Source organism: Pseudomonas sp. TTU2014-080ASC, assembly GCF_001446935.1.
In the GTDB taxonomy this organism is placed as follows: domain Bacteria; phylum Pseudomonadota; class Gammaproteobacteria; order Pseudomonadales; family Pseudomonadaceae; genus Aquipseudomonas.
Genome location: NZ_LKKK01000016.1, coordinates 123796 through 147888, shown reverse-complemented (window position 1 = coordinate 147888; position 24093 = coordinate 123796). Strand labels below are relative to the sequence as shown.

Genomic DNA, 24093 nt, shown 5'->3' with positions numbered 1-24093 from the left:
AGCTAAGAATAAAAATAAAAGAGGTTCAAGCAATGCGAGCTGCTAGAAGTATTAGAGCTGTGGGTCGGCCTGAGAGCACGGTCGCGTCAATGTTTCCCCTCTTCAAAGATCCAGAACAGCTACCCAAATTGCGAGATCTGACCAAGAGCTTGCACAGCGATGTTGGGACTGTGGATCAAAACCGTATGGTCCATGAGATCTACAAGGGATTGGGTACGGACCACCCTTGGAGTGACGCCGCTAAACACTTGTCTGTTTACATGGGCTCCACCACGGCGGTGATTGTAATCAGACCCTCCACCAGCAATGACTTGGGCTATCTGGTCTGCCACCCAAGTAACCCGCCGGTAGAACGAATCTACCGAGAGGAATTGTGGAAACAGGATCCGTTTCTGGATTTGCCCCTTGATCAGGTCATCACCGTTGATGAGCACTTAGGGCAAGAACAGTGGCTGAATTCTGACTTCTACCTCAACATCTTCGGTCCTTACGGCTCCCGTCATGCTCTGGGCGTAAATCTCGCCTCGGACAATGGAACCATCTGCCGCTTGCGCTTGTACCGAATGGCCTACGAACAGCCGTTTAGCGAGGAAGAAAAACAGCGCCTCAGGGATCTCTTGCCTCACTTCCGCCAAGCGCTGAGGCTAGCCAATCGCTTAGAGCTGCAAGACACCCAGAACGAGATGTATGAAGGGGCGCTTAATCGTCTGCATATCGGCACCGTTGTGTTGGATGAGAACCAGCAAGTCCTGCGCTGCAACGAAGTGGCGCGCACCCTGCTGGATGAGTCCGACGGCCTGCGCTGGTCAGATAAAAGCCTGGACACCCATTACCGCAATGAGCGTCATCTGTTTAAAGAGCTTCTGGACTCGGGCAGCCTGCAACCGCAGGTTATGTCGGTATCCCGCCCTTCGGGTAAGCGAAAGCTGGGGCTGGTTGTGCGCAGCATCCCGTTGCGTGAAGAGTCTGAGGGTAAGGGGCGTCCGGCCTGGATCATCTTTATCTGTGACCCTGAGGCGCAAACCAAAGCACCGCGTGAGGTGATGCGCAGGGTCTTCGAATTCACACCGTCGGAAGCCAACTTGGCCATGGAGCTTGCTAATGGCTTGTCTCTGGATGAGGCGGCAGAGGTTTTGGGGATTCGACGCAACACGGCTCGCACCCACTTGCGGGCTGTTTTTGCCAAGGCCGGTGTTACGCGGCAGGCAGAGTTGGTACGGCTTGTTCTCAATGGTGTGATTGGCCTGTCGATACCAAGCACTAACTGACCGATTCAGTGCTTCCTCAGCCGTGCAGGGTATTGTCTGCACGGTTTTTTTTGTTTGGCTGAGGGGCTGAAAAGCGGTGGGTAGAGGTGAGCCCGCGCTTACACCTTGAAGCGGTGGATGGCCTGATGCAAGTTGCTTGCAGCGTTGTCCAACTCTGAGGAAACGGCTGCTGCACTCTCGCTGATGCTGCAGTTTTCCTGACTCATTTGTGCGACATGCTCAACGCGTTGGGAAATCAGTTCTGTGCTCTTGTGCTGTTCCAGCATGGCCTGGGACACACTGTTGATGGACTCAGCTACTGCTCCCGCACATTGCAGAATTTCAGCCATGCGTTCTGAGGCCGTTTCAATCAGGCTGCGGCTCTGCTCAGTACTGGTTACGACCAGTTTCATGTCATCAATAGCGTTGCGTGTGGAGTGTTGGATGGCGTTGACCATCTCCCGCACTTCGGCAGCCGATGTGCTGGTGCGTAGCGCCAGTGAGCGCACTTCATCTGCAACAACTGCGAATCCTCTGCCATGGTTGCCTGCGCGTGCGGCTTCAATGGCGGCATTAAGGGCTAATAAATTGATTTGCTCAGCGATGCCGGTAATCACACTGATGATGCTTGAGATGCGTTCAGACTCCCGGCCAAGCGCCTGAATCGACTGGCTGGTGTGATTAACTTGCTGGATCGCCTTGTTGCTTTCAATACCGCTCAGTTCAATGCTGGAGACCCCTTGGTGGGCCGCATTAGCTGTTTCTTCTGCGCGCGCCAGTGCCTCTTGAGCGCTGCTGTTGATCTGGCTGACTGAAGCACTCATTTGCTCAACGGCGCTGGCGATATCGGTAGCCGCCATATTTTGCTGCTCAGCACCACCGGCCACTTGCTGCGCCATTGCGCTGGTTTGGTTGGCCGCCTGGCCTATATTGGCAGCGCCCTGAATCACCTCTTGCAGGGCATGTTGAACCCGCTCAATCAGTAGGTTGAATGAGTGCGCAGTGCTGGCCACTTCATCTTTGCCTTTATCACTTACCCTGAGTGTGAAGTCGTTGTCTGCGCCGACCTTCTCCATGTGCGAGCGCAGGTGCACTAACGGCGAGACAACACCACGAACAATTAGGATGGATATTGCGCCGAGAAGAAGAACCGCGATCACCAGTGTTGTAATGATCATGGTCAGTGTCGCGTTGGTTTCTTTTTCAGCATTGGTTCTGACCTGTTCTGCATCCGCGACGCTGAGCTGAATTAATTGCTCTAATGCCGATGAACTGGCCTGAATGGACGCGACCCAGGCTGGAGTATGGGCGACGAATGCGAGGGAATCATTCTGAACGTCGTACCAGTTATTGGCTGTTGCAAGTTTCTGGCACATTTCCGTCTGGGTCAGATTTGAGTTTTGGAAGTCCTTCCATAACTCTTGAAACGTCAGCCACAAGGCTTCGGCTTCCGCAGATTTGCTGATGCCGTCGTACTGTGAGTAAGCCTGCTCGGCAAGTTCGAGGCTCTGGGTATGACGCTGCAAAATATCGCTGAACAGCCCCTGAGCTTCAGCTATCGCATCTGACTTATCAGGAAAGTTGTCAAAGTACTCTGAGCGCCAGCTGGCACCCTCCTGCATGGCTGCAATTGAGCTGAGTCGGGCATTTTGCAGCTTCGACAGCGCGTCTACGACGGTGAGTGATTCACTGATGTTGCTCATTCCCCTTTGGGTTTTGAGCAGCCCCAACCAGCCCACGGTACCGACAAGCGTGAGGCTCAAGATGAAACACACCAATAAAAAATACAGCTTAAGACGCACAGAGAAGTTGCGCATTTAACGCCTCATTCAGATGAAGTTTCAGCAACGGCTAAGGTACTTATCAGAGGCCTGTCTTGGCCTAATCTGTATGGATCAGAATTTTAAAGTTCACCCGGACGGACGCATTCTAAGTACCGCGGCGCTGTTACTACTCAATGCCTGAGCGTTATGGGTGATGGCTGGCGAGGGAGGGGCTTGGATAGTAGCCAACTATAAAAAGTCTCGCTTCGGCGGGGCTTTTTAGTGGGTGTCTGTTAAAGCCACGCTGATTTCAGTGCGATCAAAACATTGATTGATTCAGGTCATTTTTTTACAGGATTTCTAATCCAAGCGGATCATGCACGCAGAGGTAGTGGATGGGCATAGTCGCTCCATGACAATAAAAGGAGCAAGGTTATGTCCTCGCCATCTACGCCTTCGCAAAGCCCCATTCCAGTCGGCCAATTCATTTCCCTAAGCAATGGCCATCGCGTGCATTACCACGAAACAGGACACGCCTCAGATGAGCGCCCTTCGCTGGTTTTCTTGCACGGCAGCGGTCCTGGTGCCAGTGGTTACAGCAACTTTCATTTGAACTTTCCGTTCTTTGCTGAGCAGGGCTTTCACGTTCTGACGCCTGACTACCTGGGCTATGGCTTGTCAGATAAACCGACTGATATTGCTTACACCTCGGCCATGCATGTGGATGTTCTGCATGAGCTGCTCGAGAAGAAAGGGGTTAAGCGCTGCATTCTGATCGGTAACTCGTTGGGCGGCGCTATCGCTTTCCAGTATGCGCTGACCCATCCGCAACAGGTCGCCAAGTTGGTGGTGATGGGCCCCGGCGGTGTTGAAGAGCCGGCGTTGTGGGCCGCCGGTATGAGCGGTCTGATTTGCATGGGCGCATTCATTCAGCAGCGCAAAACGGACCGTGAGTCGTTCCGTGAGTTGCTGCATCACATTGTGGCCTCTGCAGACACCATCACCGACGAGGTATTGGACTCCCGTCATCCGATCTGGCTTGAGCAGCCTATCGAAGTGTTCTCGACGATGAAGGTCGATGTCTTTGGTGATCGCCTGGCCGACCTGAAGGTGCCTGTGCTGTGCCTCTGGGGCCAGAAGGACAACTTCCTGCCTGTCCGTCATGCCCTGCAGGTGGCGGAAAAGGTCGCGGATGTTCGCGTGGTGATCTCAAGTCGCGCCGGCCACTGGTTCATGCTCGAAGAGCCTGACTTTTTCAACCGTGTGGTGATGGATTTCGTTGGCTGAAGGTTGGCTTCCGTATGCGTGCGGAAGGTTGAGCTGTACCCGAATTTTGTTAGAGAACTGGATATGTCGAAGTCTCTGTATCGCACCTTACAGATTGCACAAGTAATCGAGGAAACCCACGACAGTAAGTCTGTGGTGTTCAACGTGCCTGAGGATGCATCTGCCTTCAATTACAAGCCAGGTCAGTTTCTGACGCTGCGCATTCCCGCTTCCGGTAGTCCGGTGGCGCGCTGCTACTCCCTGGCGAGTGCACCGGGTGTGGATCAGGCCTTGAAGGTAACCATCAAACGGGTGCCCGGTGGGCTTGGCTCGAATTGGGTCTGCGACACGCTCAAGGCGGGTGACAGCATTGAAGTTCTGCCACCGGCAGGCATTTTCTGCCCGAAGTCTCTGGATGTGGATTTTGTCCTGTTTGCCGGAGGCAGCGGCATTACGCCGGTGATGTCGATTCTCAAGGCGTGCCTGCATCAGGGGACGGGGCGCGTGTTCCTGTTCTATGCCAACCGCGACGAGCAGTCGGTGATCTTCCGTGACGAGCTTAGGGCGCTGTCTCAGGCATTTCCGCAAAGGCTGACAGTGATGCATTGGCTGGAAAGCGTGCAGGGTCTGCCGAGTCAGGCTCAGCTTGAAGGCGTTGTGCGCCCTCATGTGAACGCGCAGGCGTTTGTCTGCGGCCCTGGCCCGTTTATGGACGCGGTGGAAAACGCGCTGCTGAACCTGAAGGTTGATCGCAGCCGCATTCATGTTGAGCGCTTCGTTTCCCTGAGTACTGATCCGGGTGTCGTGACTGACGCTCCCGTTGTGGATGCAAGCCAGGGCGGACACGTTGCCCTGCAGGCGCAGTTAGATGGTGAACAGCATGAGCTGAATTGGTCCGAGCAGGTTGACCTGCTGGACGCACTGCTGGCTGCCGGGGTCGATGCCCCGTTCTCCTGCCGGGAAGGCCGTTGCAGCGCCTGCATGTGCCGTGTGCACGAAGGCGAGGTGAGCATGCGGGCTAATGAGGTGCTCAGCGCCTCCGATCTGGCAGAGGGCTGGGTGCTCGCCTGTCAGGCACGACCTGTCACAGAAAAAGTCTCGGTCAGCTTCGACGGCTGATCGGGAACGCCAACTCAAACAAAAACAACACGAATAGGTGAGGCATGAGCATCAATCAGTTGGGCTATATCGTGGTCGAGTCGACCGACGTTGAAAAATGGCGTTTTTTCGGCACACAAATCATCGGTTTGGCTGAAGAGAACGGGCCCTCTGGTTCGTTGTACCTCAAGGCCGATGAGCGCCGTTACCGCATTCTGGTGGTGCCGGGTGCCCGTGATGGTCTTTACGCATCTGGCTGGGAAACTGTGTCCGAAGAGGCGTTTAACGCCAGCCGTGAGCAGGTCGCTAAATCGGGTGCTGAGATTATCGAGTCCAGCGCTGAAGAGCGCAGCCAGCGTTGCGTAACCGGCATGTTCTCTTTCGTTGATCCGTCCGGTAACCGCCAGGAAGTGATCTGGGGCCCGATCTCTGACTTCCTGCCGTTTGTTTCACCTGTCGGCGTGAAACGTTTCGTCACTGGCAACATGGGTATGGGGCACGTGGTTCTGCCGTCGATGAACTTCGACGCCTCCTACAAATTCTGGACTCAGGTTTGTGGTTTCGGTCTGTCCGACATCCTCCATGCGCCTCTGTCACCGGAATACACCGCACGCATCTATTTCATGCATTGCAACCCGCGCCAGCACAGCTTGGCTCTGGCTGAGATGCCGCAACCCAGCGGCTGCGTACACATCATGCTCGAAGTGGAGGGCTTGGATGATGTGGGGCGTGCACTCGATCGTATCGCTCAAAACAAGGTGCCGTTGGCTGCCACGCTGGGCCGTCATGTCAACGATGACATGGTCTCTTTCTACGTGTGGACGCCGGGTGGTTTTGCTCTGGAGTTTGGCTGTGGTGGCCTGGTTAAAGACTGGGAAAACGATCACAGCGTATTTGAAACAACCCGCGGCAGTCATTGGGGCCATCAGTGGAGTGCTCCGCCCGGCCACTGATTGATTTTCAGGCCAGATGGGCTTGCTCACCCGCAAGCCCAACCACTCGCTTAACGAAATTCAGAACCCACACCTGGGAGTAAACGAACAATGCAAGCTACTGAAACCAACTCAGATATTCCAACCAGCGAAGAGCTGATTGCCCGTGCCCGTGCACTCATCCCGGCGCTGCGTGAGCGCGCTGTACTGGGTGACAAGAATTGCAGTCTGGCCGAAGAGTCGATTGCTGAGATGCAGGCTGCTGGTCTGTTCCGCGTGCTGCAGCCTAAGCGTTACGGCGGCTACGAAATGAGCCCGAACGTGTTTTACGACATCGTGATGACCCTGGCCGAAGGCGATATGTCTGCCGGTTGGGTGTACTCGGTTGTGGCGGTACACGCCTGGCAGATGGCGCTGTTTGATGACCGTGCTGCGCAAGAAGTGTGGGGCAACGACACCAACGTGCGCATCTCCTCCTCGTACATGCCGACCGGTCGTGGTCGCCCTGTTGAGGGTGGTTATATCTTTAGCGGTCGCTGGGGTTACTCCAGTGGTTGTGACCACTGTGACTGGGTATTCCTCGGTGGCTTCGTTGAAGTGCCGGAAGGTCAGCCGATGGATGCACGTACCTGGCTGATCCCACGCAAAGATTACGAAATCATTGATACCTGGGACACCGCCGGCCTGCGTGGTACAGGCAGTAAAGACATCGTGATTAAGGACGTCTTTGTGCCGGAATACCGCACCCACAAAATGTTTGATGCATTTATGTGCAACAGCCCGGGCAACGCGGTTAACACTTCGGAGCTTTACCGCTTGCCGTTTGGCCAGGTCTTCAGCCGTGCCGTTTCTACTGCGGCCATCGGTGCACTGCGTGGCATGGTGGATTGCTTTATGGAAACCGCCAAAACCCGCGTCAATATCGTCGGCGTTAAGACCAGCGATGACGTGACCGCACAGGTAGCAATCGCGGAAGCGTGCAACGCAATTGATGAAATGACCCTGGTGCTCAAGCGCAACTTTGAAGCGCTGGAGGCCTACGCTGCCCGCGGCGAAACACCGCCAATTGAAGAGCGTGTGAAGTACCGCTTCCAGGCCAGCTACCCGCCAGAGCGCGTTTCTCAGTTGGCAAACCGTTTGTTCAAGGCCGCCGGCGGCGCTGGTGTTTACAACAAGAATCCCTACGGGCGCTTCTTGGCCGACATCAACGTGGGGCGTCAACACGCCGCTAACCAGTTTGCGATGTTTGCTGCTAACTGGGCGAAAGTTCAACTCGGCGTGCCGAACCAAGACTTCTTTCTCTGACCTGTACGGCGCCCTGGCAGTAGAACTGCCAGGGCGCTACTGAATGATTATTGGGGAGGATGCATGTCCGTTCAGATGTCCACAGGGGCGCAGCGTTTAAAAGTTACCCATTGCCAGGATGGGTCAGCCACTGGGCTTCTTTTCTGTTCGGTGTCTCTGAACATGAGCCAAAACCAGTGTTCAGTTTTTGAAGACCGGTTGGAAGATGTGGCAGTCAGTTTGATGCTCAACCCATGCAATGGCGTGTTCCTGGCTGATGAGGTTCAGCGGCTGATGCGTCTGGGGCTGGCCACGTGGCTTAGGCAGCAACTGTCCGAGCAGCACGTTCAGGGCATTAGCGCCAATGATGGTCAGCTTCCCCACACGGTGCATTTCAGTTTCAACGACTTGTGCGGCCAAGAGCACACGCTTGCCGTGGATGTAGAGGCTGCGTCGAGCACGGCGGAGGCCGTGGAGAGTGCTCTGCAACGCTTGTTGAGCTGGGAGCAAAGCCTGCCCAGCCACGCACCGGAATCCTGGGTCGTTGAAGAGTTGCTACTTGCTGAACACCAGCATGCGCCGCTGATGCGCTTGGGGCTTAAGCACGTTCAGGCGCTGGCATGACCACCCAATCCTTTTATCGATTCAACAATAAAAACAATTGGAGATAACCATCGTGGAAGAGCAAGTACGCATTATTGTCAGCGAAAAAATGACCCGCTACGCCCGTGGCTGGCATTGCCTGGGATTGTCCGAGTGGTTCCGTGATGGCAAACCTCACAAGGTCAAAGCGTTTGGCACTGACCTGGTGGTTTTCGAAGGTGAGACTAGCAAAAAGCTCAATGTAATCAATGCGTTTTGCCCGCACCTTGGCGGTAACCTAGCTGAAGGTGTGATTAAGGGCGATAGCATTGCCTGCCCGTTCCATGACTGGCGTTGGAACGGTGAGGGAAAATGTACTGCTATCCCTTATGCCAAGCGGGTACCGCCTCGTGCTCGGACACAAAGCTTTATTACTTGTGAAGAAAACAAGCAGTTGTTCGTGTGGCACGATCCGGAAGGCAATCCACCGCCAGCTGATGTGTTTATCCCTCATCTTGAAGGTGCATTTAGTGATAGCTGGAGTGATTGGGACTGGTCATTCCATGAGCTAAACACCACTGGCCGCGAGCTGATTGATAACATTGTTGATGTGGCTCACTTCTTTTATGTCCATGGCGAGGGCAAAGGCGGTGGCTGTTCCTACTTCAAAAACGTTTTTGAAAACCATTTCGCCACCCAGTACCTGGAAATCGGCCCGCGCCCTGAAAACCCAGGCTATGAGCGTGACCAGACCTACACCGGCGATATTCACCAACTACCGTGCTACAACCGGGGTGAAACCACCTACCACGGTCCGGCCTACCTGGTCTCCCGACTGATGTTTAAGCTGTCCGCAGAAGACTCTTGTGAGGTCATCGAAATTCTGGCGCAGTACCCGATAGACGAAGAAAACTTCGCGCTGCATATGGGCTTTATCGTTCGCGATAATCCAAATCTGCCGAAGGAGCACAATGCAGCGCGAGCCAAGGGAGTGGCTGACTTCCTGCGCCGCGGCACCCTGCAGGATGTGCACATCTGGGAGACCAAAACCAAGATCGATAATCCGCTGCTGTGCGACAGCGATGGTCCGCTGTATCAACTGCGCCGCTGGTATGAGCAGTTCTATGTTGATGTAGCAGACATCAAACCTGAGATGGTTAACCGCTTCGAGGCTGAGACCGATACGCGTCATGCATTGCCCGTTTGGGAACAACAAGCAGCCGAGAAGATCGCTCAGGAGCAGGCCCAGGCAGAGGCTGCCGGGGTAGCGATGCCCCTGTCGATGTCCTGACCCTCGTTTGACTTTAGGCCAGTCCTGTAATGGGACTGGCCTTTTAGTTAACGCACCATTCTCTGAATTTAGGCCGCTGAGATGAACCAAGAAGCAAAGACTGCATTGTCTGACAATGGTGTTTCGATAGAGCCACCCATGGTTTTAACCAATCCAGATGAACTGACATGGACGGACACGACTGATTTTGTTGTGGTTGGCTATGGAGGTGCGGGTGTCAGTGCAGCGCTTCAGGCAGCAGAGGATGGGCTGAAGGTCATCGCCATCGATAGTTTCGCAGGCGGTGGTGCAACCGCCATGAACGGTGGGATTTTCTATGCCGGAGGCGGAACTGCTGTTCAGCAGGAACTAGGCATACAAGATACGGCCGATGACATGTACAACTACCTCAAACTTGAGGTGGGAGATGTCGTAAAGCCTGAAACACTGCGGCGCTTTTGTGATGGCAGTGTCGAAGACTTCAATTGGCTGATGAAGCATGGGGTCAAATTCGGCAACACCTATTACCCGCACAAAACTTTTTACCCGCCATCAGGGTATTTCCTTTATCACTCAGACAGTGGCTTGGCCGCGACCTACGCTGCCCAGACGCCCTCTGTTCCGCGAGGGCATAAGTATTGGCACGTGGCTAATAACCAAGCGACTGGATTCGGGGTTTATTTGACTGAGCCCCTGCAGAAAAAAGCGCAGTCATTGGGCGTAACGTTCTGGCCTCGTACCGAGGCGCGCCGCCTGATTATGTCAGCAACCGGTGAGGTCCTCGGGGTTGCAGTGCTGCGGATGCCTGAGGGTTCAGCGCACACTGAGAAATATATCGAAGCACAGGAAACAGCCCGCACGCTTCTGCAAAAACTCCCAAGCTCCATGCCGGGCTTTGCCAAGTTTGAAGCAAAGGCAGAACGGTATTGGGAGCAGGCCAAACGCCTGCAAGAGGCTTATGGGCAATGGCACTTCATCCGGGCATCCAAAGGCGTGTGTTTGAGCGCCGGCGGTTTTATCTGGAACCGCAAAATGCTGCAGGCCAACGCACCTAAATATGTGTCGAACATGGCTATGGGCTCGCCCGGTGGTGATAACGGCAGCGGAATTATGCTCGGTTGGAGTGTCGGCGGCGCCACCGCCATGATGGAACGCGTCAGCAGCTGGCGCTTTATTAACCCGCCCGCGCAATGGCCTAAAGGACTGTTGGTGAATGCGCAGGGCAAGCGTTTCGTTAACGAAGAGCTCTACGGCGCAGCCATTGGCCGTGAAATGAATGAACACCATGGCGGACGTGGTTACATCATTCTGGACCGTACGCTGTACCGCCAATCGTGGAAGTCTGCGGTGTGGGAAAACCTCTTTCCCTTTATGCGCCTGCCGTTGATTCTGGCGCTGCTTCTGCAGACTAAAAAAGGCAAAACCTTGGGCGTGCTGGCGAAAAAAATCGGCGTATCCGAGGAGAATCTCAGGGCCAGCGTAAAACGCTATAACGAAAGTGCGCAGGGCTATGCGCCGGATGAATTTGGTAAGTCAGCCAAAGAGTGCCATCCGATTCTTGAAGGCCCGTTCTACGCCGTCGATGTTTCAGCCAACAGCAAGCTTTTCCCTTGCTCCGCCATGACTGTCGGCGGGCTTAGAGTCAACGAAGAAACGGGCCAGGTACTGCGAGAGGATGGCAGCAGCATTATCGGCCTCTATGCAGCAGGCCGCACTGCAATTGGTTTGCCTTCCAATCTGTATGTGAGTGGCCTTTCAGCGGCGGACTGTGTGTTCTCAGGTCGGCGTGCGGCGCGTCATGCGAGTGCAGCAGAGGTCTGAATGGCCTCGCTGACACCTGTTGATGACTGGGCGGTGTCGCGCTGACTTTTCAGGCCTCCATAACAATAAAAACAGGAAGATGACTATGCGTAATGTTCTGCTGGGAGTCGTTCTTTGGTTGTTGAGCTTTGCTGTATGGGGCAACGATAGCAGTGCACAAAAACTCAGTGAGGTGATCAGCCAAACTGATTTGCTCGGGGCCAGCGCCCTGGCGTACTTCAACACCGATCAGCGTTCCCGGGACGAGCGGAGCCTGACATCTGCCTACTCAAGTCTCTATACCCTCGAAATGTGCATGGCTCATCAGGGGCAGCCAGCTGATCAGACGCAGCCTTTGGCCCAGATAAAAGCCTTGCTGGCGCAGTTGGAAGCGTTGCCATCTGCGCAGCGCGAGCGATCCCCGGAGTTGTTGTCGGCGCTTCTGATTGAGCAAAAGAAGCTGCGCGAAGCTGCGGCTAGCGCCTTCGCCACATCCCGTGCGCAATTGAGCAATCTTACCCTGATGCTCAGCGAGCAAAGCCACGACTTGTCCCGCCTGCACCTGGATTACCAGATCCGGCACGCTCCCAAGGTGGCAGCCGCAACGCCGACGTTATCTGTCCCCGAGCGGGAGGCGTTGGTGGCCGTAATCGATCAGCGCTTTAAGGTGTTGCAAGCTGAGCTGCCCGAGCACAGCGAATTTCTGGGAAAAACGAACGCGCAATACAGGTTTGTCCGCAGCCAACTGATCAGTCCGGATAGTCGCTTGCAAACCGGTGTCGAGTTTTACCTGAGCCGTGTTGTGCTGGATCTTCAGGAACTGCTCATTCTGCAAAGCAGTGAAGGGCAGGGGATATAAGAGCGTCCAACCGTGTTTAAGGCCATTGGTGGCTCACGCCGCTCCTTCAGTTAAATACTTGCCCCCTCTTCTAGTAGCTTTAGCCGCGAACTGTAGGGGGGGATGCGCATGGTGTTTACTGCCAATGCTCATCACTAGTCAGATGGCGAGTTGCTTCACATCCCCCGCGATTCTGCTCGGATATCCAAATGCCGTTAAATCAACGGCAAAATCACTCTTCTTCAACCCAGTTTGCGTTAGTGATTATTCCTAGTAAGGCTTTTGTAACCGGTATCTTGAATGCACTCGCGTGGCCTACTTAATCGGCACTCCTTCAAGCGTTGTAACCCTCTTCAAAGTCAGGCACAGCTGTTTCTGTTTTCAGCCTTGTCACGCTGGCGTCCAATGCTGATTGAATGAATGGCATGCGGGGAACAGAGGTAACAACATTGCCCTTTAAGGGATTAGTGATTTTGATGTCATTGAGGCTGATGTGAACGACATCTCCCAAGTCATCGTAGTGTTCAATTTTTAGAATTGTGACTGTGGAGGCAGGCTCTTTAAGGCGGGTTTTATATTCCCACACCTGGCCGGGTTCATATTCGTGAGACACGGCATGGAGCGAGAACAAAGAGAACAATATTTAAAGTGAAAATCTCATGGTTGAATCATCTTTTGCCGCCAGGGCAATAATTTTCCCGTTCAGATAGTTTTGAGATGTGGTTGTTGTGGTCAACGAGTTCTGAACACTGGTTTAGTGTTTATCCGGCCAGTGATTCAGCATCCATTGGTGTCTTGTATCCGTTAAAGCTGTGTGGCCGCTTATGGTTGTAGTAGTGCGTCAGGCAAAGCAGTACATCCGCCTCAGCCTGCCCTTGGTATAGCCATGCTTTGCTCCACTCCGTCTTTAGGCTTCTGAAGAACCGTTCCATGGGCGCGTTATCCCATCAATTGCCACGACGGCTCATGCTCTGCTTCATTCTGTAGAGCCACAACATGTGCCGGAATTCGATGCTGGTGTAATGGATACCTTGGTCTGAGTGAAACATCAGTTGCTGTGGACAGCCTAGGGACTCAAAGGCCACGCACAAGGCCCGTGTTGTAAGTTGCGAATCTGGTCGATTTGAGAGCGCCTAACCTACAATGCTGCGCGCATAAAAATCCATAACAGCAGCTAGGTCGATCCAACGATTGCCCGCCCAGATGCAGGTTACGTCTCCGCAACACACTTGATTGGGCTTGCTCACCGTGAACTGCCGATCCAGTACGTTAGTTGCGATGGCGCTCTCACTATCAGCTCTGTGGTACCGATGCTTGCGGGATTGTGTACTGAACAAGCGAGTCTCTTTCATTAAGCGCCCAGCCAAAAACCGCCCCACCTGCACGCCCTGGATTCGCAGCGCTGCCAATAATGTTCTCGTCCCCGCAGAACCACGGTTTTGCAGATGAAACTTAGCGGCCAACTGAAACAGAGAATCCGCCGATGATCTACCAGACGCCACCGCGTGCAGGCGTCACAGACATCTTTGCGATTTACGCCAAATACGCGGCATAGCTCGGCTTGTGGATACCGCTCGCCCAATGCATCAATCAGGCTTACTGATCGAGGAAGTCCGACATTAAGACAGCGGTAGCCTTTTTTAGGATTTCTTTCTCCCTTTCCAAACGCCGCACCTTGGCCTCTAGGTCTTGTATGCGCTTTTGCTCGGGAGTCAGGGCCTTAGTGCGTGTGGGTGTTGTGCCGCCACGCCCTCCGCGTAACTGTTCCACCCAACGATGTAACGCTGTTGGGCCTACGCCAATCGACTTGCAGGCTCCTGGAATTGAATAGCTCTGATCCACAACTAGGCTGGCTGCTTCGAGTTTGAAATCAGTGCTGAATGATCTTCTGGTCATGTAAAAACCTCATTGTTGGGCGAAGCTTAACGCCCTATCGGGGAGTCCAGAATCATTGAGCCACAACAGAAGAAGTTCACTAATTATTGGTAGCCCATTAGTGGGCTTGTGATTGAACAGAACCCATCCATATCGATTTCCAGCAACACCCAAAGTTAAGCCTACGAGTGCATTGAGTTTTGAGCTGGATAAGCCTTGAGGCTCGCTCACATGTTCGCGACAGGATCTGACGCCGTGGCTGTGTACTATCTACTCTATCCCTCCACAAAGAGTATCCGGCGAATGCGAAAGGCTATGACCCATTGCTTCCTCCGCTTTGGCTGGCAATGGTCGTCGGCTATGTACGACGAGGGGAGTCCGCCAAAATGCAGTTCCGATCACTGCCCACATTGCCGCTCGCCTAATCTCATGACACACCAAGCAACTCGCCTGGAGGCCCTAGCTATTCGTACCCTACCTTGTGGTCGTCTATCGATGGGTGGCAAACTGCCATGAGTCCAGGTAAGTTCGCCATAATACAAGTGACGCCAAAGCCCCTCTGAAACATGACAGGAAGTAAGCATGTCAGAAGCGAAGGATACATTGCTCAGGCTCATAGCTCTGCTGCGTCTGATCCCCCGAGAGCCAGCTCGTATTGCCACTCCGATCCTGCAGGAAAAGCTCAAAGACTGTGGTTTTCCGGTCAGCCTACGAACAGTTCAACGTGACCTTGAGCGACTCTCCATCCCTTTTGCTTTGCAGTGCGACGAAAGCGTCGCGCCATTTCGTTGGAGTCTGGCACAGAAAGCACGCGTTGATCTGTCAGCCATAACCCCACCCGTGGCGCTGGCGTTGTATCTCGCGGAACGCCATCTGCAGTCACTGCTACCACAAAGCATGCTGGATCAGCTCGGCCCTGAGTTCCGCAAGGCCCACGATTGCCTCAACAGCATGGAACACAACGGTCTTGCACACTGGGCTCGTAGGGTGCGAGCACACCCCAATGGCAAGTCCTTGCAACCTGCACAGATCGCCTCGCATGTCTGGGAGCAGACCTCCACCGCTCTGCTGGAACACAAACAGCTGCAAATCAATTACCTGAGCCGTAGCAAAACTGAGCTCAAGCAGCTATTGATCCACCCCGCCGGAGTAGTTTCGCGCCACGCTATCAGCTACCTGATCGGCAGCGTTGACGGTTATGACGACCTGCGACAGTTCGCTCTGCACCGCATCCGTCAGGCTGAGTGCTTGAATGCAGCAGCCCGTGCCCATGATGACTTCGAGATCGACATTTACATCCGCCAAGAGCTCAACACCACTGCACCTATTGAGCAGGTAGAGCTGGTCGCTGATGTATCGCCGCAGATTGCCTGGTTGCTCAGCGAGACGCCATTAAGCTCGCAGCAAAGTCTGGAGCCGCTTGCCAATAGCGATTGGACGCGCCTGCGTGCCATCGTGCCGGATGATCAGGAGACACTTTGGTGGGTGTTTGGGTTAGGGGAAAACGTGAGGGTGCATGAACCCCTAACCTGGGCTCAAACAATTCGATACAGAGCTAGCAAAGTGGGGGCGCTTTATGAACAGTAAGTGTAACCGCGCAGCTAAGGCGATGTACTTAAACCTTATCAAGGAGTCAGCAGGTTCATGGGTATCGTTGTTGGCATTATAGTTTTCCTCATCTTGCTTGGTGCCGCTGCAAGTCTTATCGAGCGCGGAGCAGCATCGAGGTTATTACGCCCCTACATAGGCCTGTTCTTGATGGCCGCCCTTATCGCCGTCCTAGGCTTGGTCGTTGGTTTTCTTTTCAGCGGTTTACAGGGTTTCTTTCTAGTCACTGCCAAGATCATCGCCGTATTCGCCGCCGCTGGCTTGTGTCTGCATTTGATCACCATCGTCGCTAGGCGTTGGCTTTAACTCTAATTCAGGGAAATAAGATGTCCAATGCCTTCAACTTTCGGGCTGCCCGCGTTGGTAATCCAAGTGCGACAGAAGCCAATGTCTTCATTCACGGCTACAGCGCTGGGCATGGTGACGAGGATCAACAAATCCTACTCGAAAAAATTCCCGGCCAGCTTCGACACTACACCAATATCTTTGCGTTCTGGCCCTCGAATCACTATCTCCATTTCGACAAGTCGTCACTCTTGGGATTTGGCACTGCAGGTCTTTCGCTGATGTTAAGCGGCGGCCTAACGGCCCCTATGAGTTATTCGAGCCTTGTAGGTACTTTCACCAAAGATCGGAGGAAAAACTTTACCGACGCTCGTTCTCGGGCAGAACGAATGGGGGCCTTATTGCTTGAGCAGTTGAGTGAATACCTGCACCACAACCACCCTCAAATCGACACAGTCAACCTGATCGGCCACTCGCTCGGCGGCCGATTGGTCATCAACAGCCTGAAAACCTTTACCAAGAGGCAGCGACTAGCGATCAATGATGTATTGCTGATGGCCGCTGCCGTAGAAGTGACCCCTGACGAAGCACGACAAATGCGTGGCCTGCTCCAGGGGCGACTAATCAACGCTTACTCAAAGGCAGACCGCACCCTTCTGCTGAATTGGGGAGAGACCTGCTTGGGGCGTAACGAGGTCGAGCATTTCGAGAGCGTGGAAATGGAAGACTTCGGCCATACCCATTATTGGGAGCGGTTGCCGGATGTGCTAAACAAAACCAAGTTCAAAGCCTCGATAAAAAACTTCACAGAGCCTGAGCAAGAACCTGTCTACGCCACAACTACAGATACTTCCCAGCCAGAACAAATATTCGTAGAGCCCCTAATGACGACGCTTGATTTGAAGACTCCTAGCGACATTTACCAACACATCAACAAGGAATTGGTCTGCATCATCGATTCATTGAGCGTACAGTCTGACGATCCTGCTCTGGCCCAGGCGAAAAGCGATGCTCACTTGCTACTCACCCAACACCAAACCGCGTTGGAGAAACAACTAGCCGAACTGCAAAAGAATGCTGAGTGGAATACTTTCACCATCGCCTTCTATGGCGAAACCGGAGCGGGTAAATCGACTATCATCGAGACCTTGCGCATTCTGCTGCAGGAACCCACGAAGCTCGCTAGCCAACAGGCGTTCCGCGACCTGAAAAGCCAGTACAAGCTGAGCGAGGAAAGCCTGCAGAACCTGCAACTGATCATTACACAAACCGATTCTCAGCTCGAAGAATTAGCGAAGAAGCTGAGTGACACGCTGCAGCAATACGAACAACCACACTCGAAAGCACTAGCAGCTTTAGACCAGGCCAGCGCCCGCAGCACCGCGCTGATACAGCATCTTGGCAGCCAACTCCAGCAGCATGAGCAGCTCCACGGCAGTGCCCTTGATGCGGTCACTCAGCTCCAAGCGCTTCTCGCCGAACGCAAAAAGAACGCCTCTCTCTGGCAGAAACTGTTGAACCTGCTCCGAAAAATGCCGGAAGAAATCGAGCTAGATCAAGCTACCGCAACACTCTCGGAAGCCACCGAGGCGCGTAACAAAACGGAATTGGTCCTCCGCGCCGAAGAGCAGCAGGCTAGTAAAGAGCGTCTCGCGCTGGAGAAGCAACTGGACGAAGTCGTCGCGGCACGCGACAACGCTAGCGCAATTCTTGTCGCCCAACAGGCAGAAGCCGAGCACAAACAAAAAATCCTCGTTCAGCAACGCCAGGAACATGAAAATCAATTGGCACAGCTACTGGTTGAGCTGGAGAAACAGGCCGACGGTGAAATCATCGGTGACGGCAGAGCCGACTTCACACGTAAGACACAACGTTATGATCTCGAACTGAACGGCCAGCCTTTTGCCCTATTGGATGTGCCCGGCATCGAAGGCAAAGAAGGCTTGGTGCTCAGCGAGATAGGGCGCGCTGTACAAACCGCGCACGCGGTGTTCTACGTCACCAACCAGCCTGCCCCCCCACAAACCGGGGACCAGCAGCGCCAAGGCACGCTGGAGAAGATCAAGCAACATCTGGGTACGCAAACCGAAGTATGGACAATCTTCAACAAGAAGATCACCAACCCCAAGCAGTCCCTGATTGGCCGGCCACTAATTTCCGACGACGAAAATACCAGCCTGGCCGGGCTGAACGATAAAATGCGCGAGCAACTCGGCAAGCACTACCGAGAAGTCTTCCCGCTCACCGCACGACCAGCGTTCTTGGTTTCGACGGAACACTTCGCCCCAGGGTCGAAGAACGCCAGAGATCGCGACAAGAGCCTTACGGACTTCAGCGCTGACGAACTGCTGGAAAAATCCCGTGTGCGTGCCTTTCTGCAATTGCTCAGCGACCAGTTGCTCCAGGACGCTCAAGACAAGATCACTCGGGCAAACTTCAACAAGGCCAAGGAGACGCTCGATCACACCAGCCAAGCTCTATCTGGAGTTCAACAGGCTCTGGCCACGCTAGAAGAAGAGCTCTCCCGGGAAGGGCAAAGCGCCAAGAGCCAGTTGAACAGTAGCTTTCAGGCGCTAAAACAACGCGTGAAGTCTTGCAGCGAAACTTTGATTGACGACTTCGCCAGCACAGTGCGCAACAACATCTATGCGCGCATAGCGAAGGACATTAGCAATGATGTATTCAAGGAAGCATTGCGCAACGAACTCGAAATCCAACAAAAACACTTGGGCCAGCAACTCCCCAGTGTAATTGGCGCGGAGGTTAGCAAGTTCCAGCAAGCCGCCGAAGACATCCTCAAACGTTTCGAAGAGCATGCTACAGAGCTGACCAGCAGTTTTGAGAAACTCAGTAGCGCACAGCTCAACGAGAAGCTCAACCTCAAAATAAAAATCGACAACGGCATTAAGGTCGCTGGATTACTGGGTGGCCTTGTCGGCATCGCAGTGGCACCTTTCACCGGAGGAGCCAGCTTGTGGCTCACCGGAGTCGCTCTTTTTTCTGTGGCTGTCTCTATTGGCAAGGCCTTCTGGGGTGCCATTAGACCTGACTTCAAGAAGTCCCAGCAGCGCAAAGCTACCGAGGAGAATCTGTGCAGCGCCATCCAGCAGCTGCGTGATGCTCTACGCGGCAGTTCGCAAAAAGCCCTGAGCGAAATGCAACGTACTATTGACCAGCTCAACCTAGCACTTGAAGCACCAGCTAATCAGGCGACTGTCCAAGTGAAGGTTCTGGATAGTTCTACTGGTCGTCTGAAAACCCTATCCCGCCAGATCGAAGCCGAAGGAAAACTGTAATGGAACACACCCTCGATACTTTCAAGGCTCAGCAAGTACAGGCTCTGGAGTTACTTGCAAAGCTGCAACACTTCCTAGACTTGGGCATAGCAGCCGGTGTATCCATCGATCCATCCCTGAGAGGCAAGTTGCAAAGCGCCATCGGTAGCGTATCCGACGAAAAGCTCAAGGTAGCCCTGATTGGCGGCTTCTCCGAAGGCAAAACATCGATCGCGGCAGCCTGGATGGAGAGGCTGGACAAATCCAGCATGAAGATCAGCCACCAAGAGTCCTCCAATGAAGTGAAGGTCTACGAAGTCGGTGAAGACTTCGTCCTGATCGACACTCCCGGGCTGTTCGGCTTCAAGGAGCAGGAAAACGCCGAGACCCATGCTATCGAGAAATACAAGGACATCACCAAGAAGTACGTGAGTGAGGCTCACTTGGTGCTCTATGTGATGAACTCGACCAACCCCATCAAGGAAAGCCACCAAGATGATTTGACCTGGCTCTTCCGTACCCTGGATCTACTACCGCGCACAATTTTCGTTCTCAGCCGCTTCGACGAGGTGGCCGACGTGGAAGACGAGCAAGACTATCAAGCCAACCTGCAGATCAAGCGCGAGAATGTTACTGGACGCCTGCGCGAGCTGATCAGGCTGACCGAGCAAGAAGTGGCCAACCTGTCCATCGTCGCCGTGGCCGCCAACCCGTTCGACCTGGGCGCGGAGCACTGGCTGGCCAACGTAGAACAGTTCAAGGCGTTGTCGCATATCGCCACTCTGCAAACGGCCACTGCAGGCAAGATTCAGCAAAATGGTGGCAGTGCCGCGCTGGCCAATGAGATGCGCGCCAGCGTGATCCGAGACGTACTCAACAACCAGCTGCCTGTAGCCATCGAGAACGACCAGAGGGTGTCCCTGGAAGTCCGTAAGCTCGATGAGCTCAATGTACGCCTAACAACACAGTTGGCGTCAACTGGACAGCAAATCGAAGATGCACGCAATAACCTGCGTGAGTTCGCCACCCGCTATTTCTCTGACCTGATCCTACAAGCCAAGGGTTGTACGCTGGAAACCTTCGGCGACTTTTTCGAGCGCGAAGTCGGGGCCAACGGCATCATCGTGACCACACGACTACAGACCGAGTTCAGTCGCCAGACCCAATCCATCACTCTTGAAGTGCAGAAAATGCAGCTCGGTTTTGATAACGAGGTCAGCCACTTCAACACTACCGTTAAGTCTCTGGGCAAGCAGGGCATCAATCACGCGCTTAAAGGCAACCTGATCAACAACACTTCGATAAAGGCAACCCGCGATGGGATCGTCACCATTGCCAAGACAGTGGGAATGGATATTAGCAAATACCTTAAATTCAAACCCTGGGGAGCAGTGAACCTCGCCAAAGGCGCCAACGGTGCACTGGCCGTTATTGGTGTAGCCCTTGAAGCCTGGGATAGCTGGGAGCAGTACAAGCGCGAAGAGGCCTTCAATAAGGCCATTGTCGATATGGTCAGCAAATTCGAAAAGCAACGAGAAGACTTTCTCGCCCTCGTAAATTCCGAGCGCTTCAAGGAAGATTTCTTCCCTGACTATCTTCAACTCAATAGCCGCCGGCAAGAACTTAAAAGCAATCTGGATGAAAGCCGCACTCGCCAGCAACGCTTCCAGGCATGGCGAGCCGAAGCAGAGGCTATCGACGCTGAATTCAGGACACTGGGTTAACTCCCGTTAGGCCCTGCTGCACTAGGCAAAGGGGCCTACATGACGGCTAATCCACCACCGGATAACACGCATCTCCCCATAGCGTAACCGAGCTATCCATCATCAATTCGATGATCAGCGGCACCAGCTTGCTTAGCAGGCTGGTGCAATCGCGCATCTGTTCGCGGTTGATCGAGCCGTTCCAGGTAGCGCCGCCGTGGATAAGCTGGTTGCGCAGGGTATACAGGCGGTTGAACAGCACACCGAGCAGTGCTGGCGTATTGCAGCTGGCCAAGGCCTGCTGGGCGGCGCGCTTGCCGCTGGCGAAGCGGCTTTTCCATGTGGACTCGTCGATCTTGCCGCTCTGGTGATCCCAGAAGCTCTGAAATACATACGGGTTGTCCAACAACACGCGAATGCTGCCGGAGAACTCCTGCCACACCAATGCATCGATACGCTTGCGCTGGTCTAGAGAGCAGAGCTTTTCCAGAAAAGCCTTGAACGTCTCCTGCTCCGAGAGGCGTTGGCGCTCGTCGATCTCTGTGGCATAGGCCGCGTTGAAGGCAATCCACAGAAAGATGAAACGGCCGTCGAGATCATCTGCCTGCTCGGCGCGATCGAGCCAGCTCAACGCGCGATGCACACGTAAGCGTAGATTGGGGTGCTGGGCATCGCGCTCCTGGCGATGGCGTTGCTTGAGCGACTGGTACTGCATAGCCTTCTCCTTGAACGAGCCACGAACCCTACCAGAACAGTTCATGACTGCAATAACACGACATCATCTGTCGCGCTGTTGCTGCACAGTCACTCTACGCACAGCATAGAGGTCAAACATGCCAATACCGCCCCGTCCACTTACCACCATCTGCCAAAACTGTGGCTGGAGGTACACCAGTTTTCCAGCTAGTGATGCCCTCAAGATAAATGTCGACGTGTTCTGCTGCTGCCCCTCCTGCCAGCACACTGAGCTTGAGATTCGCTCGGCCAGCCGCACTGAAATCATGCGGGAACGGCTGAGTCAATTCTTTATCTGGCCAAGGTTCTGAACATCATGAATGGAATACTCACCTTACATACAGCCAAGATATTGCTGCTCTTAAGCCTGATCACCTGCGCAAGCGTTCATTACGGCTCCTCTGAATGGACGTCTGGTTGGGCGTGGGTGTTAGAGAGCATCTGGTGGATGCCGGTAATGGTAATGAGTTGAATATCTCCTGACGGGACTACGAGGAGGGTGGTTATGTCAGCGTCCATGCTTGCATCGGCGCTCGGCAGTACAGCTCCAAAAAGGGCATGTGCACCGCGCGCAGAAAGTGGGTCTTGCCCTGTTGCTAGGGTTTTGCGGTGGTCTGCAGCCAGTTGGCGCGCTTCGATTAATGAGACGGTGGGGTAGGGGCCTAAGCCCATTTTGCGGCTGGCGGGCTTCAAACTTGTAGCGGAAGGTCCCGCTGCATGCTTTGGCTTTAGATATTTGAAAGTTAAGGCTGTCACCGTCATTGGATTTGCCGGGTACTTCCTTTTTTGCCAGTGACTCAGCTGCTTTGCTGGTCTGCTTACCCACATCTATCCCTCAACCTTTATCTACATCCTGACCCACACCCTGGAGCTGGATTTTAGCGGGATCTATTGGGCGTCTTTGGATAGATGCTCAGCTGAAGAGCCTGTGTTTACTAAGGTTGGTGGGCGTTAATAGATTTCTTCGGGCAATAAAAAAGCCGGCTTGTGGCCGGCTTTTAGGAGGGAGTCTCTGCTTATTTTTGGTAAGCGGCGACTGCCTTAGTAATCAGGTTGCGGGCTTCGTCAGCACCTGCCCAGCCTTCAACTTTTACCCACTTGCCTTTTTCGAGGTCTTTGTAGTTCTCGAAGAAGTGCTTGATCTGCTCGATCAGCAGCGGTGGCAGGTCGGTGTATTCCTGAACGTCCTTGTACAGCACGGTCAGTTTGTCGTGCGGTACGGCAACCAGCTTGGCGTCGCCGCCAGCTTCGTCGCTCATCAGCAGTACGCCAACCGGACGGGCGCGGATTACGGAGCCTGGAGCAACCGGGTACGGGGTTACTACCAGCACGTCCAGCGGGTCGCCGTCGTCAGCCAGGGTATGCGGGATGAAACCGTAGTTGGCCGGGTAGAACATCGGAGTGGCCATGAAACGGTCTACGAACAGGCAATCGGTGTCGTGGTCGATTTCGTATTTGATCGGGGCGTGGTTGGCCGGGATCTCGATTGCAACGTAGATGTCGTTCGGCAGGTCTTTGCCAGCCGGGATCTTGCTGTAGCTCATGGGGCGACTTCCGGTGTGGGCCAAAAAAAGTGGGGCGGATTATAGGCACATTCTTAGGCTGATGCTACGGCGGAATCACTAGCCATTGGTCGCGGTTGAGCTGTCGGAAGTAGGGTTTTGGTAGTCAGCGCTGCTTTTCTGCAGGTGTTTCAGGCGCTGCAGTGGGGCTTGGCGGTAGAACAGGGCCAGCTGTTTGTAGACGAGCGGAAAGGCCTCGTGTAACTGGTCGGGGGCGCTGAAGAAGTATTCGCTGGTGACGGCAAAGAATTCCCCCGGGTCTTCTGCGGCGTAAGGATCAATCGCTGTTTCGGCATCCGGGTCGGCATCCAGCTGAGCGTTCAACTGGTCATAAGCGCTTTGCATGGCCTCAGCCCAGTCGCTGACGCGCATGTTGCTGTGTAAGGGCGGCAGGCCGTTGGCGTCGCCGTTGAGCATGTCCAGCTTATGCGCCAGTTCGTGGATGACCAGGTTGTAGCCGTCCCACTGGCCGCTCGCTTCTACACCGGGCCAGGCCATTATTACCGGGCCTTGTAGCCAGGCTTCGCCGCTGTGTTCGGCATCCCATTCATGTTCGATGCCATTGGCGTCACGGTGGCGCTGCGGGCTGATGAAGTCGTCCGGGTAGATAACGATTTCGTGAAAGCCCTGATACCAGTTCAGATCAGCTAGGTGCAGCAGCGGTAACTGCGCTTGCGCGGCCAGCAGCAAGCGGGCCGGATCATCCAGGTTGACGCCGGGCAGGGCAGTGAGGTGTTTCTCATGGAGAAACAGCACGGCCCGCTCTTGTAGTCGCTCTAATTCGTCTGCACTAAGCCCATCCAGAATCGGTAGGCGATGCAGCACCGACCGCCACAGCTCTGCACTGACAGGATTGCGGGCAAGGATGCGTCGACGCCGCCAGGCGCGGAATGACCACATGGCTCAACTCGGCTGATAAAGGTCCGGTCAACATAAAGGCCGGGCACTAGCTGGGCAAGGTCATGGTGCG

19 protein-coding genes and 2 pseudogenes are annotated in these 24093 nt (G+C 54.3%); 13 read left to right on the top strand and 8 right to left on the bottom strand.

Going from position 1 to position 24093, the window contains the following annotated elements; genetic code table 11:
* The first annotated feature begins 89 nt into the window (after window positions 1–89).
* Window positions 90–1268 carry a helix-turn-helix transcriptional regulator gene (locus tag AO726_RS20440; RefSeq protein WP_058069962.1) on the top strand — a complete coding sequence of 393 codons (1179 nt, stop codon included), beginning with the start codon at window positions 90–92 and terminating at the stop codon, window positions 1266–1268.
* 98 nt (window positions 1269–1366) lie between these two features.
* On the opposite strand, the gene AO726_RS21685 is transcribed toward AO726_RS20440, so the two are convergent.
* Both AO726_RS21685 and AO726_RS21680 read right to left on the bottom strand, forming a co-directional pair.
* Window positions 1367–2107 carry a methyl-accepting chemotaxis protein gene (locus AO726_RS21685; RefSeq protein WP_446737438.1) on the bottom strand — a complete coding sequence of 247 codons (741 nt, stop codon included), beginning with the start codon at window positions 2105–2107 and terminating at the stop codon, window positions 1367–1369.
* Between the two features lie 117 nt (window positions 2108–2224).
* Window positions 2225–3064 (bottom strand): annotated as a pseudogene (locus AO726_RS21680) (HAMP domain-containing protein); the annotation flags it as partial.
* Window positions 3065–3445: 381 nt separating this feature from the next.
* On the opposite strand from AO726_RS21680, the gene AO726_RS20430 reads away from it, so the two are divergent.
* The 8 genes from AO726_RS20430 (at window position 3446) to AO726_RS20395 (ending at window position 12101) form a co-directional block, all read left to right on the top strand.
* Window positions 3446–4297 (top strand): alpha/beta fold hydrolase, encoded by an 852-nt coding sequence (locus AO726_RS20430; protein WP_058069960.1) that lies wholly within the window; start codon window positions 3446–3448, stop codon window positions 4295–4297.
* 63 nt (window positions 4298–4360) lie between these two features.
* The gene (locus AO726_RS20425; RefSeq protein ID WP_058069959.1) at window positions 4361–5395 is read left to right on the top strand and encodes a ferredoxin--NADP reductase; all 1035 of its coding nucleotides are present in this window, start codon (window positions 4361–4363) and stop codon (window positions 5393–5395) included.
* A gap of 44 nt (window positions 5396–5439) precedes the next feature.
* On the top strand, window positions 5440–6327 hold the full coding sequence (locus tag AO726_RS20420) for a VOC family protein (RefSeq protein ID WP_058069958.1): 888 nt from the start codon (window positions 5440–5442) through the stop codon (window positions 6325–6327).
* Window positions 6328–6417: 90 nt separating this feature from the next.
* Window positions 6418–7611, top strand: coding sequence for a flavin-dependent monooxygenase (locus AO726_RS20415; RefSeq protein WP_058069957.1), 1194 nt, complete (start codon window positions 6418–6420; stop codon window positions 7609–7611).
* Window positions 7612–7773: 162 nt separating this feature from the next.
* A complete protein-coding gene (locus AO726_RS20410) occupies window positions 7774–8214 on the top strand; it encodes a hypothetical protein (RefSeq protein ID WP_152987332.1) in 441 nt (146 codons plus the stop codon).
* Between the two features lie 52 nt (window positions 8215–8266).
* Window positions 8267–9463 carry a Rieske 2Fe-2S domain-containing protein gene (locus AO726_RS20405; protein WP_241492156.1) on the top strand — a complete coding sequence of 399 codons (1197 nt, stop codon included), beginning with the start codon at window positions 8267–8269 and terminating at the stop codon, window positions 9461–9463.
* 138 nt (window positions 9464–9601) lie between these two features.
* Window positions 9602–11263 (top strand): FAD-binding protein, encoded by a 1662-nt coding sequence (locus AO726_RS20400; protein ID WP_058069955.1) that lies wholly within the window; start codon window positions 9602–9604, stop codon window positions 11261–11263.
* An 85-nt stretch (window positions 11264–11348) separates the two neighbouring features.
* Entirely contained in the window at window positions 11349–12101 is a 753-nt protein-coding gene (locus AO726_RS20395; RefSeq protein ID WP_058069954.1) for a hypothetical protein, read from the top strand.
* 313 nt (window positions 12102–12414) lie between these two features.
* Here the strand turns inward: AO726_RS20395 and AO726_RS20390 are convergent, their stop codons facing one another.
* Together AO726_RS20390 and AO726_RS21075 are read right to left on the bottom strand one after the other, a co-directional pair.
* Window positions 12415–12693, bottom strand: a complete 279-nt coding sequence (locus AO726_RS20390) for a hypothetical protein (protein ID WP_152987331.1) — start codon at window positions 12691–12693, stop codon at window positions 12415–12417.
* Between the two features lie 148 nt (window positions 12694–12841).
* Window positions 12842–13976: pseudogene (locus AO726_RS21075) on the bottom strand (IS3 family transposase).
* Between the two features lie 561 nt (window positions 13977–14537).
* On the opposite strand from AO726_RS21075, the gene AO726_RS20375 reads away from it, so the two are divergent.
* From AO726_RS20375 to AO726_RS20360, 4 genes are read left to right on the top strand one after another with little or no spacing between them, the layout of a single operon-like run.
* On the top strand, window positions 14538–15542 hold the full coding sequence (locus AO726_RS20375) for a helix-turn-helix transcriptional regulator (protein ID WP_058069951.1): 1005 nt from the start codon (window positions 14538–14540) through the stop codon (window positions 15540–15542).
* Window positions 15543–15599: 57 nt separating this feature from the next.
* Window positions 15600–15869 carry a hypothetical protein gene (locus tag AO726_RS20370; protein WP_058069950.1) on the top strand — a complete coding sequence of 90 codons (270 nt, stop codon included), beginning with the start codon at window positions 15600–15602 and terminating at the stop codon, window positions 15867–15869.
* A 20-nt stretch (window positions 15870–15889) separates the two neighbouring features.
* Window positions 15890–19144, top strand: a complete 3255-nt coding sequence (locus AO726_RS20365; RefSeq protein WP_058069949.1) for a DUF726 domain-containing protein — start codon at window positions 15890–15892, stop codon at window positions 19142–19144.
* On the top strand, window positions 19144–20847 hold the full coding sequence (locus tag AO726_RS20360) for a LeoA/HP0731 family dynamin-like GTPase (RefSeq protein ID WP_058069948.1): 1704 nt from the start codon (window positions 19144–19146) through the stop codon (window positions 20845–20847). The genes AO726_RS20365 and AO726_RS20360 overlap by 1 nt, the downstream gene beginning before the upstream one ends.
* 46 nt (window positions 20848–20893) lie before the next feature.
* Here the strand turns inward: AO726_RS20360 and AO726_RS20355 are convergent, their stop codons facing one another.
* From AO726_RS20355 to AO726_RS20335, 4 genes are all read right to left on the bottom strand, one after another.
* The gene (locus AO726_RS20355; protein ID WP_058069947.1) at window positions 20894–21541 is read right to left on the bottom strand and encodes a HEPN domain-containing protein; all 648 of its coding nucleotides are present in this window, start codon (window positions 21539–21541) and stop codon (window positions 20894–20896) included.
* A 410-nt stretch (window positions 21542–21951) separates the two neighbouring features.
* Entirely contained in the window at window positions 21952–22233 is a 282-nt protein-coding gene (locus AO726_RS21545) for an Arm DNA-binding domain-containing protein (protein WP_342633140.1), read from the bottom strand.
* 344 nt (window positions 22234–22577) lie between these two features.
* Window positions 22578–23105: an inorganic diphosphatase gene (gene ppa / locus AO726_RS20340; RefSeq protein WP_058069944.1), complete on the bottom strand. Its 528-nt coding sequence runs from the start codon at window positions 23103–23105 to the stop codon at window positions 22578–22580.
* 78 nt (window positions 23106–23183) lie between these two features.
* Window positions 23184–24023, bottom strand: a complete 840-nt coding sequence (locus AO726_RS20335; RefSeq protein WP_058069943.1) for a M90 family metallopeptidase — start codon at window positions 24021–24023, stop codon at window positions 23184–23186.
* Window positions 24024–24093 lie beyond the last annotated feature (70 nt).

Excerpts from the sequence above, each read along its gene's own strand:
- AO726_RS20440 (WP_058069962.1), top strand. The coding sequence starts at position 90 with ATGTTTCCCCTCTTCAAAGATCCAGAACAGCTACCCAAATTGCGAGAT.
- AO726_RS21685 (WP_446737438.1), bottom strand. The coding sequence starts at position 2,107 with ATGGCGGCTACCGATATCGCCAGCGCCGTTGAGCAAATGAGTGCTTCA.
- AO726_RS20430 (WP_058069960.1), top strand. The coding sequence starts at position 3,446 with ATGTCCTCGCCATCTACGCCTTCGCAAAGCCCCATTCCAGTCGGCCAA.
- AO726_RS20425 (WP_058069959.1), top strand. The coding sequence starts at position 4,361 with ATGTCGAAGTCTCTGTATCGCACCTTACAGATTGCACAAGTAATCGAG.
- AO726_RS20420 (WP_058069958.1), top strand. The coding sequence starts at position 5,440 with ATGAGCATCAATCAGTTGGGCTATATCGTGGTCGAGTCGACCGACGTT.
- AO726_RS20415 (WP_058069957.1), top strand. The coding sequence starts at position 6,418 with ATGCAAGCTACTGAAACCAACTCAGATATTCCAACCAGCGAAGAGCTG.
- AO726_RS20410 (WP_152987332.1), top strand. The coding sequence starts at position 7,774 with ATGAGCCAAAACCAGTGTTCAGTTTTTGAAGACCGGTTGGAAGATGTG.
- AO726_RS20400 (WP_058069955.1), top strand. The coding sequence starts at position 9,602 with ATGGTTTTAACCAATCCAGATGAACTGACATGGACGGACACGACTGAT.
- AO726_RS20395 (WP_058069954.1), top strand. The coding sequence starts at position 11,349 with ATGCGTAATGTTCTGCTGGGAGTCGTTCTTTGGTTGTTGAGCTTTGCT.
- AO726_RS20375 (WP_058069951.1), top strand. The coding sequence starts at position 14,538 with ATGTCAGAAGCGAAGGATACATTGCTCAGGCTCATAGCTCTGCTGCGT.
- AO726_RS20370 (WP_058069950.1), top strand. The coding sequence starts at position 15,600 with ATGGGTATCGTTGTTGGCATTATAGTTTTCCTCATCTTGCTTGGTGCC.
- AO726_RS20365 (WP_058069949.1), top strand. The coding sequence starts at position 15,890 with ATGTCCAATGCCTTCAACTTTCGGGCTGCCCGCGTTGGTAATCCAAGT.
- AO726_RS20360 (WP_058069948.1), top strand. The coding sequence starts at position 19,144 with ATGGAACACACCCTCGATACTTTCAAGGCTCAGCAAGTACAGGCTCTG.
- AO726_RS20355 (WP_058069947.1), bottom strand. The coding sequence starts at position 21,541 with ATGCAGTACCAGTCGCTCAAGCAACGCCATCGCCAGGAGCGCGATGCC.
- AO726_RS21545 (WP_342633140.1), bottom strand. The coding sequence starts at position 22,233 with ATGGGCTTAGGCCCCTACCCCACCGTCTCATTAATCGAAGCGCGCCAA.
- ppa (WP_058069944.1), bottom strand. The coding sequence starts at position 23,105 with ATGAGCTACAGCAAGATCCCGGCTGGCAAAGACCTGCCGAACGACATC.
- AO726_RS20335 (WP_058069943.1), bottom strand. The coding sequence starts at position 24,023 with ATGTGGTCATTCCGCGCCTGGCGGCGTCGACGCATCCTTGCCCGCAAT.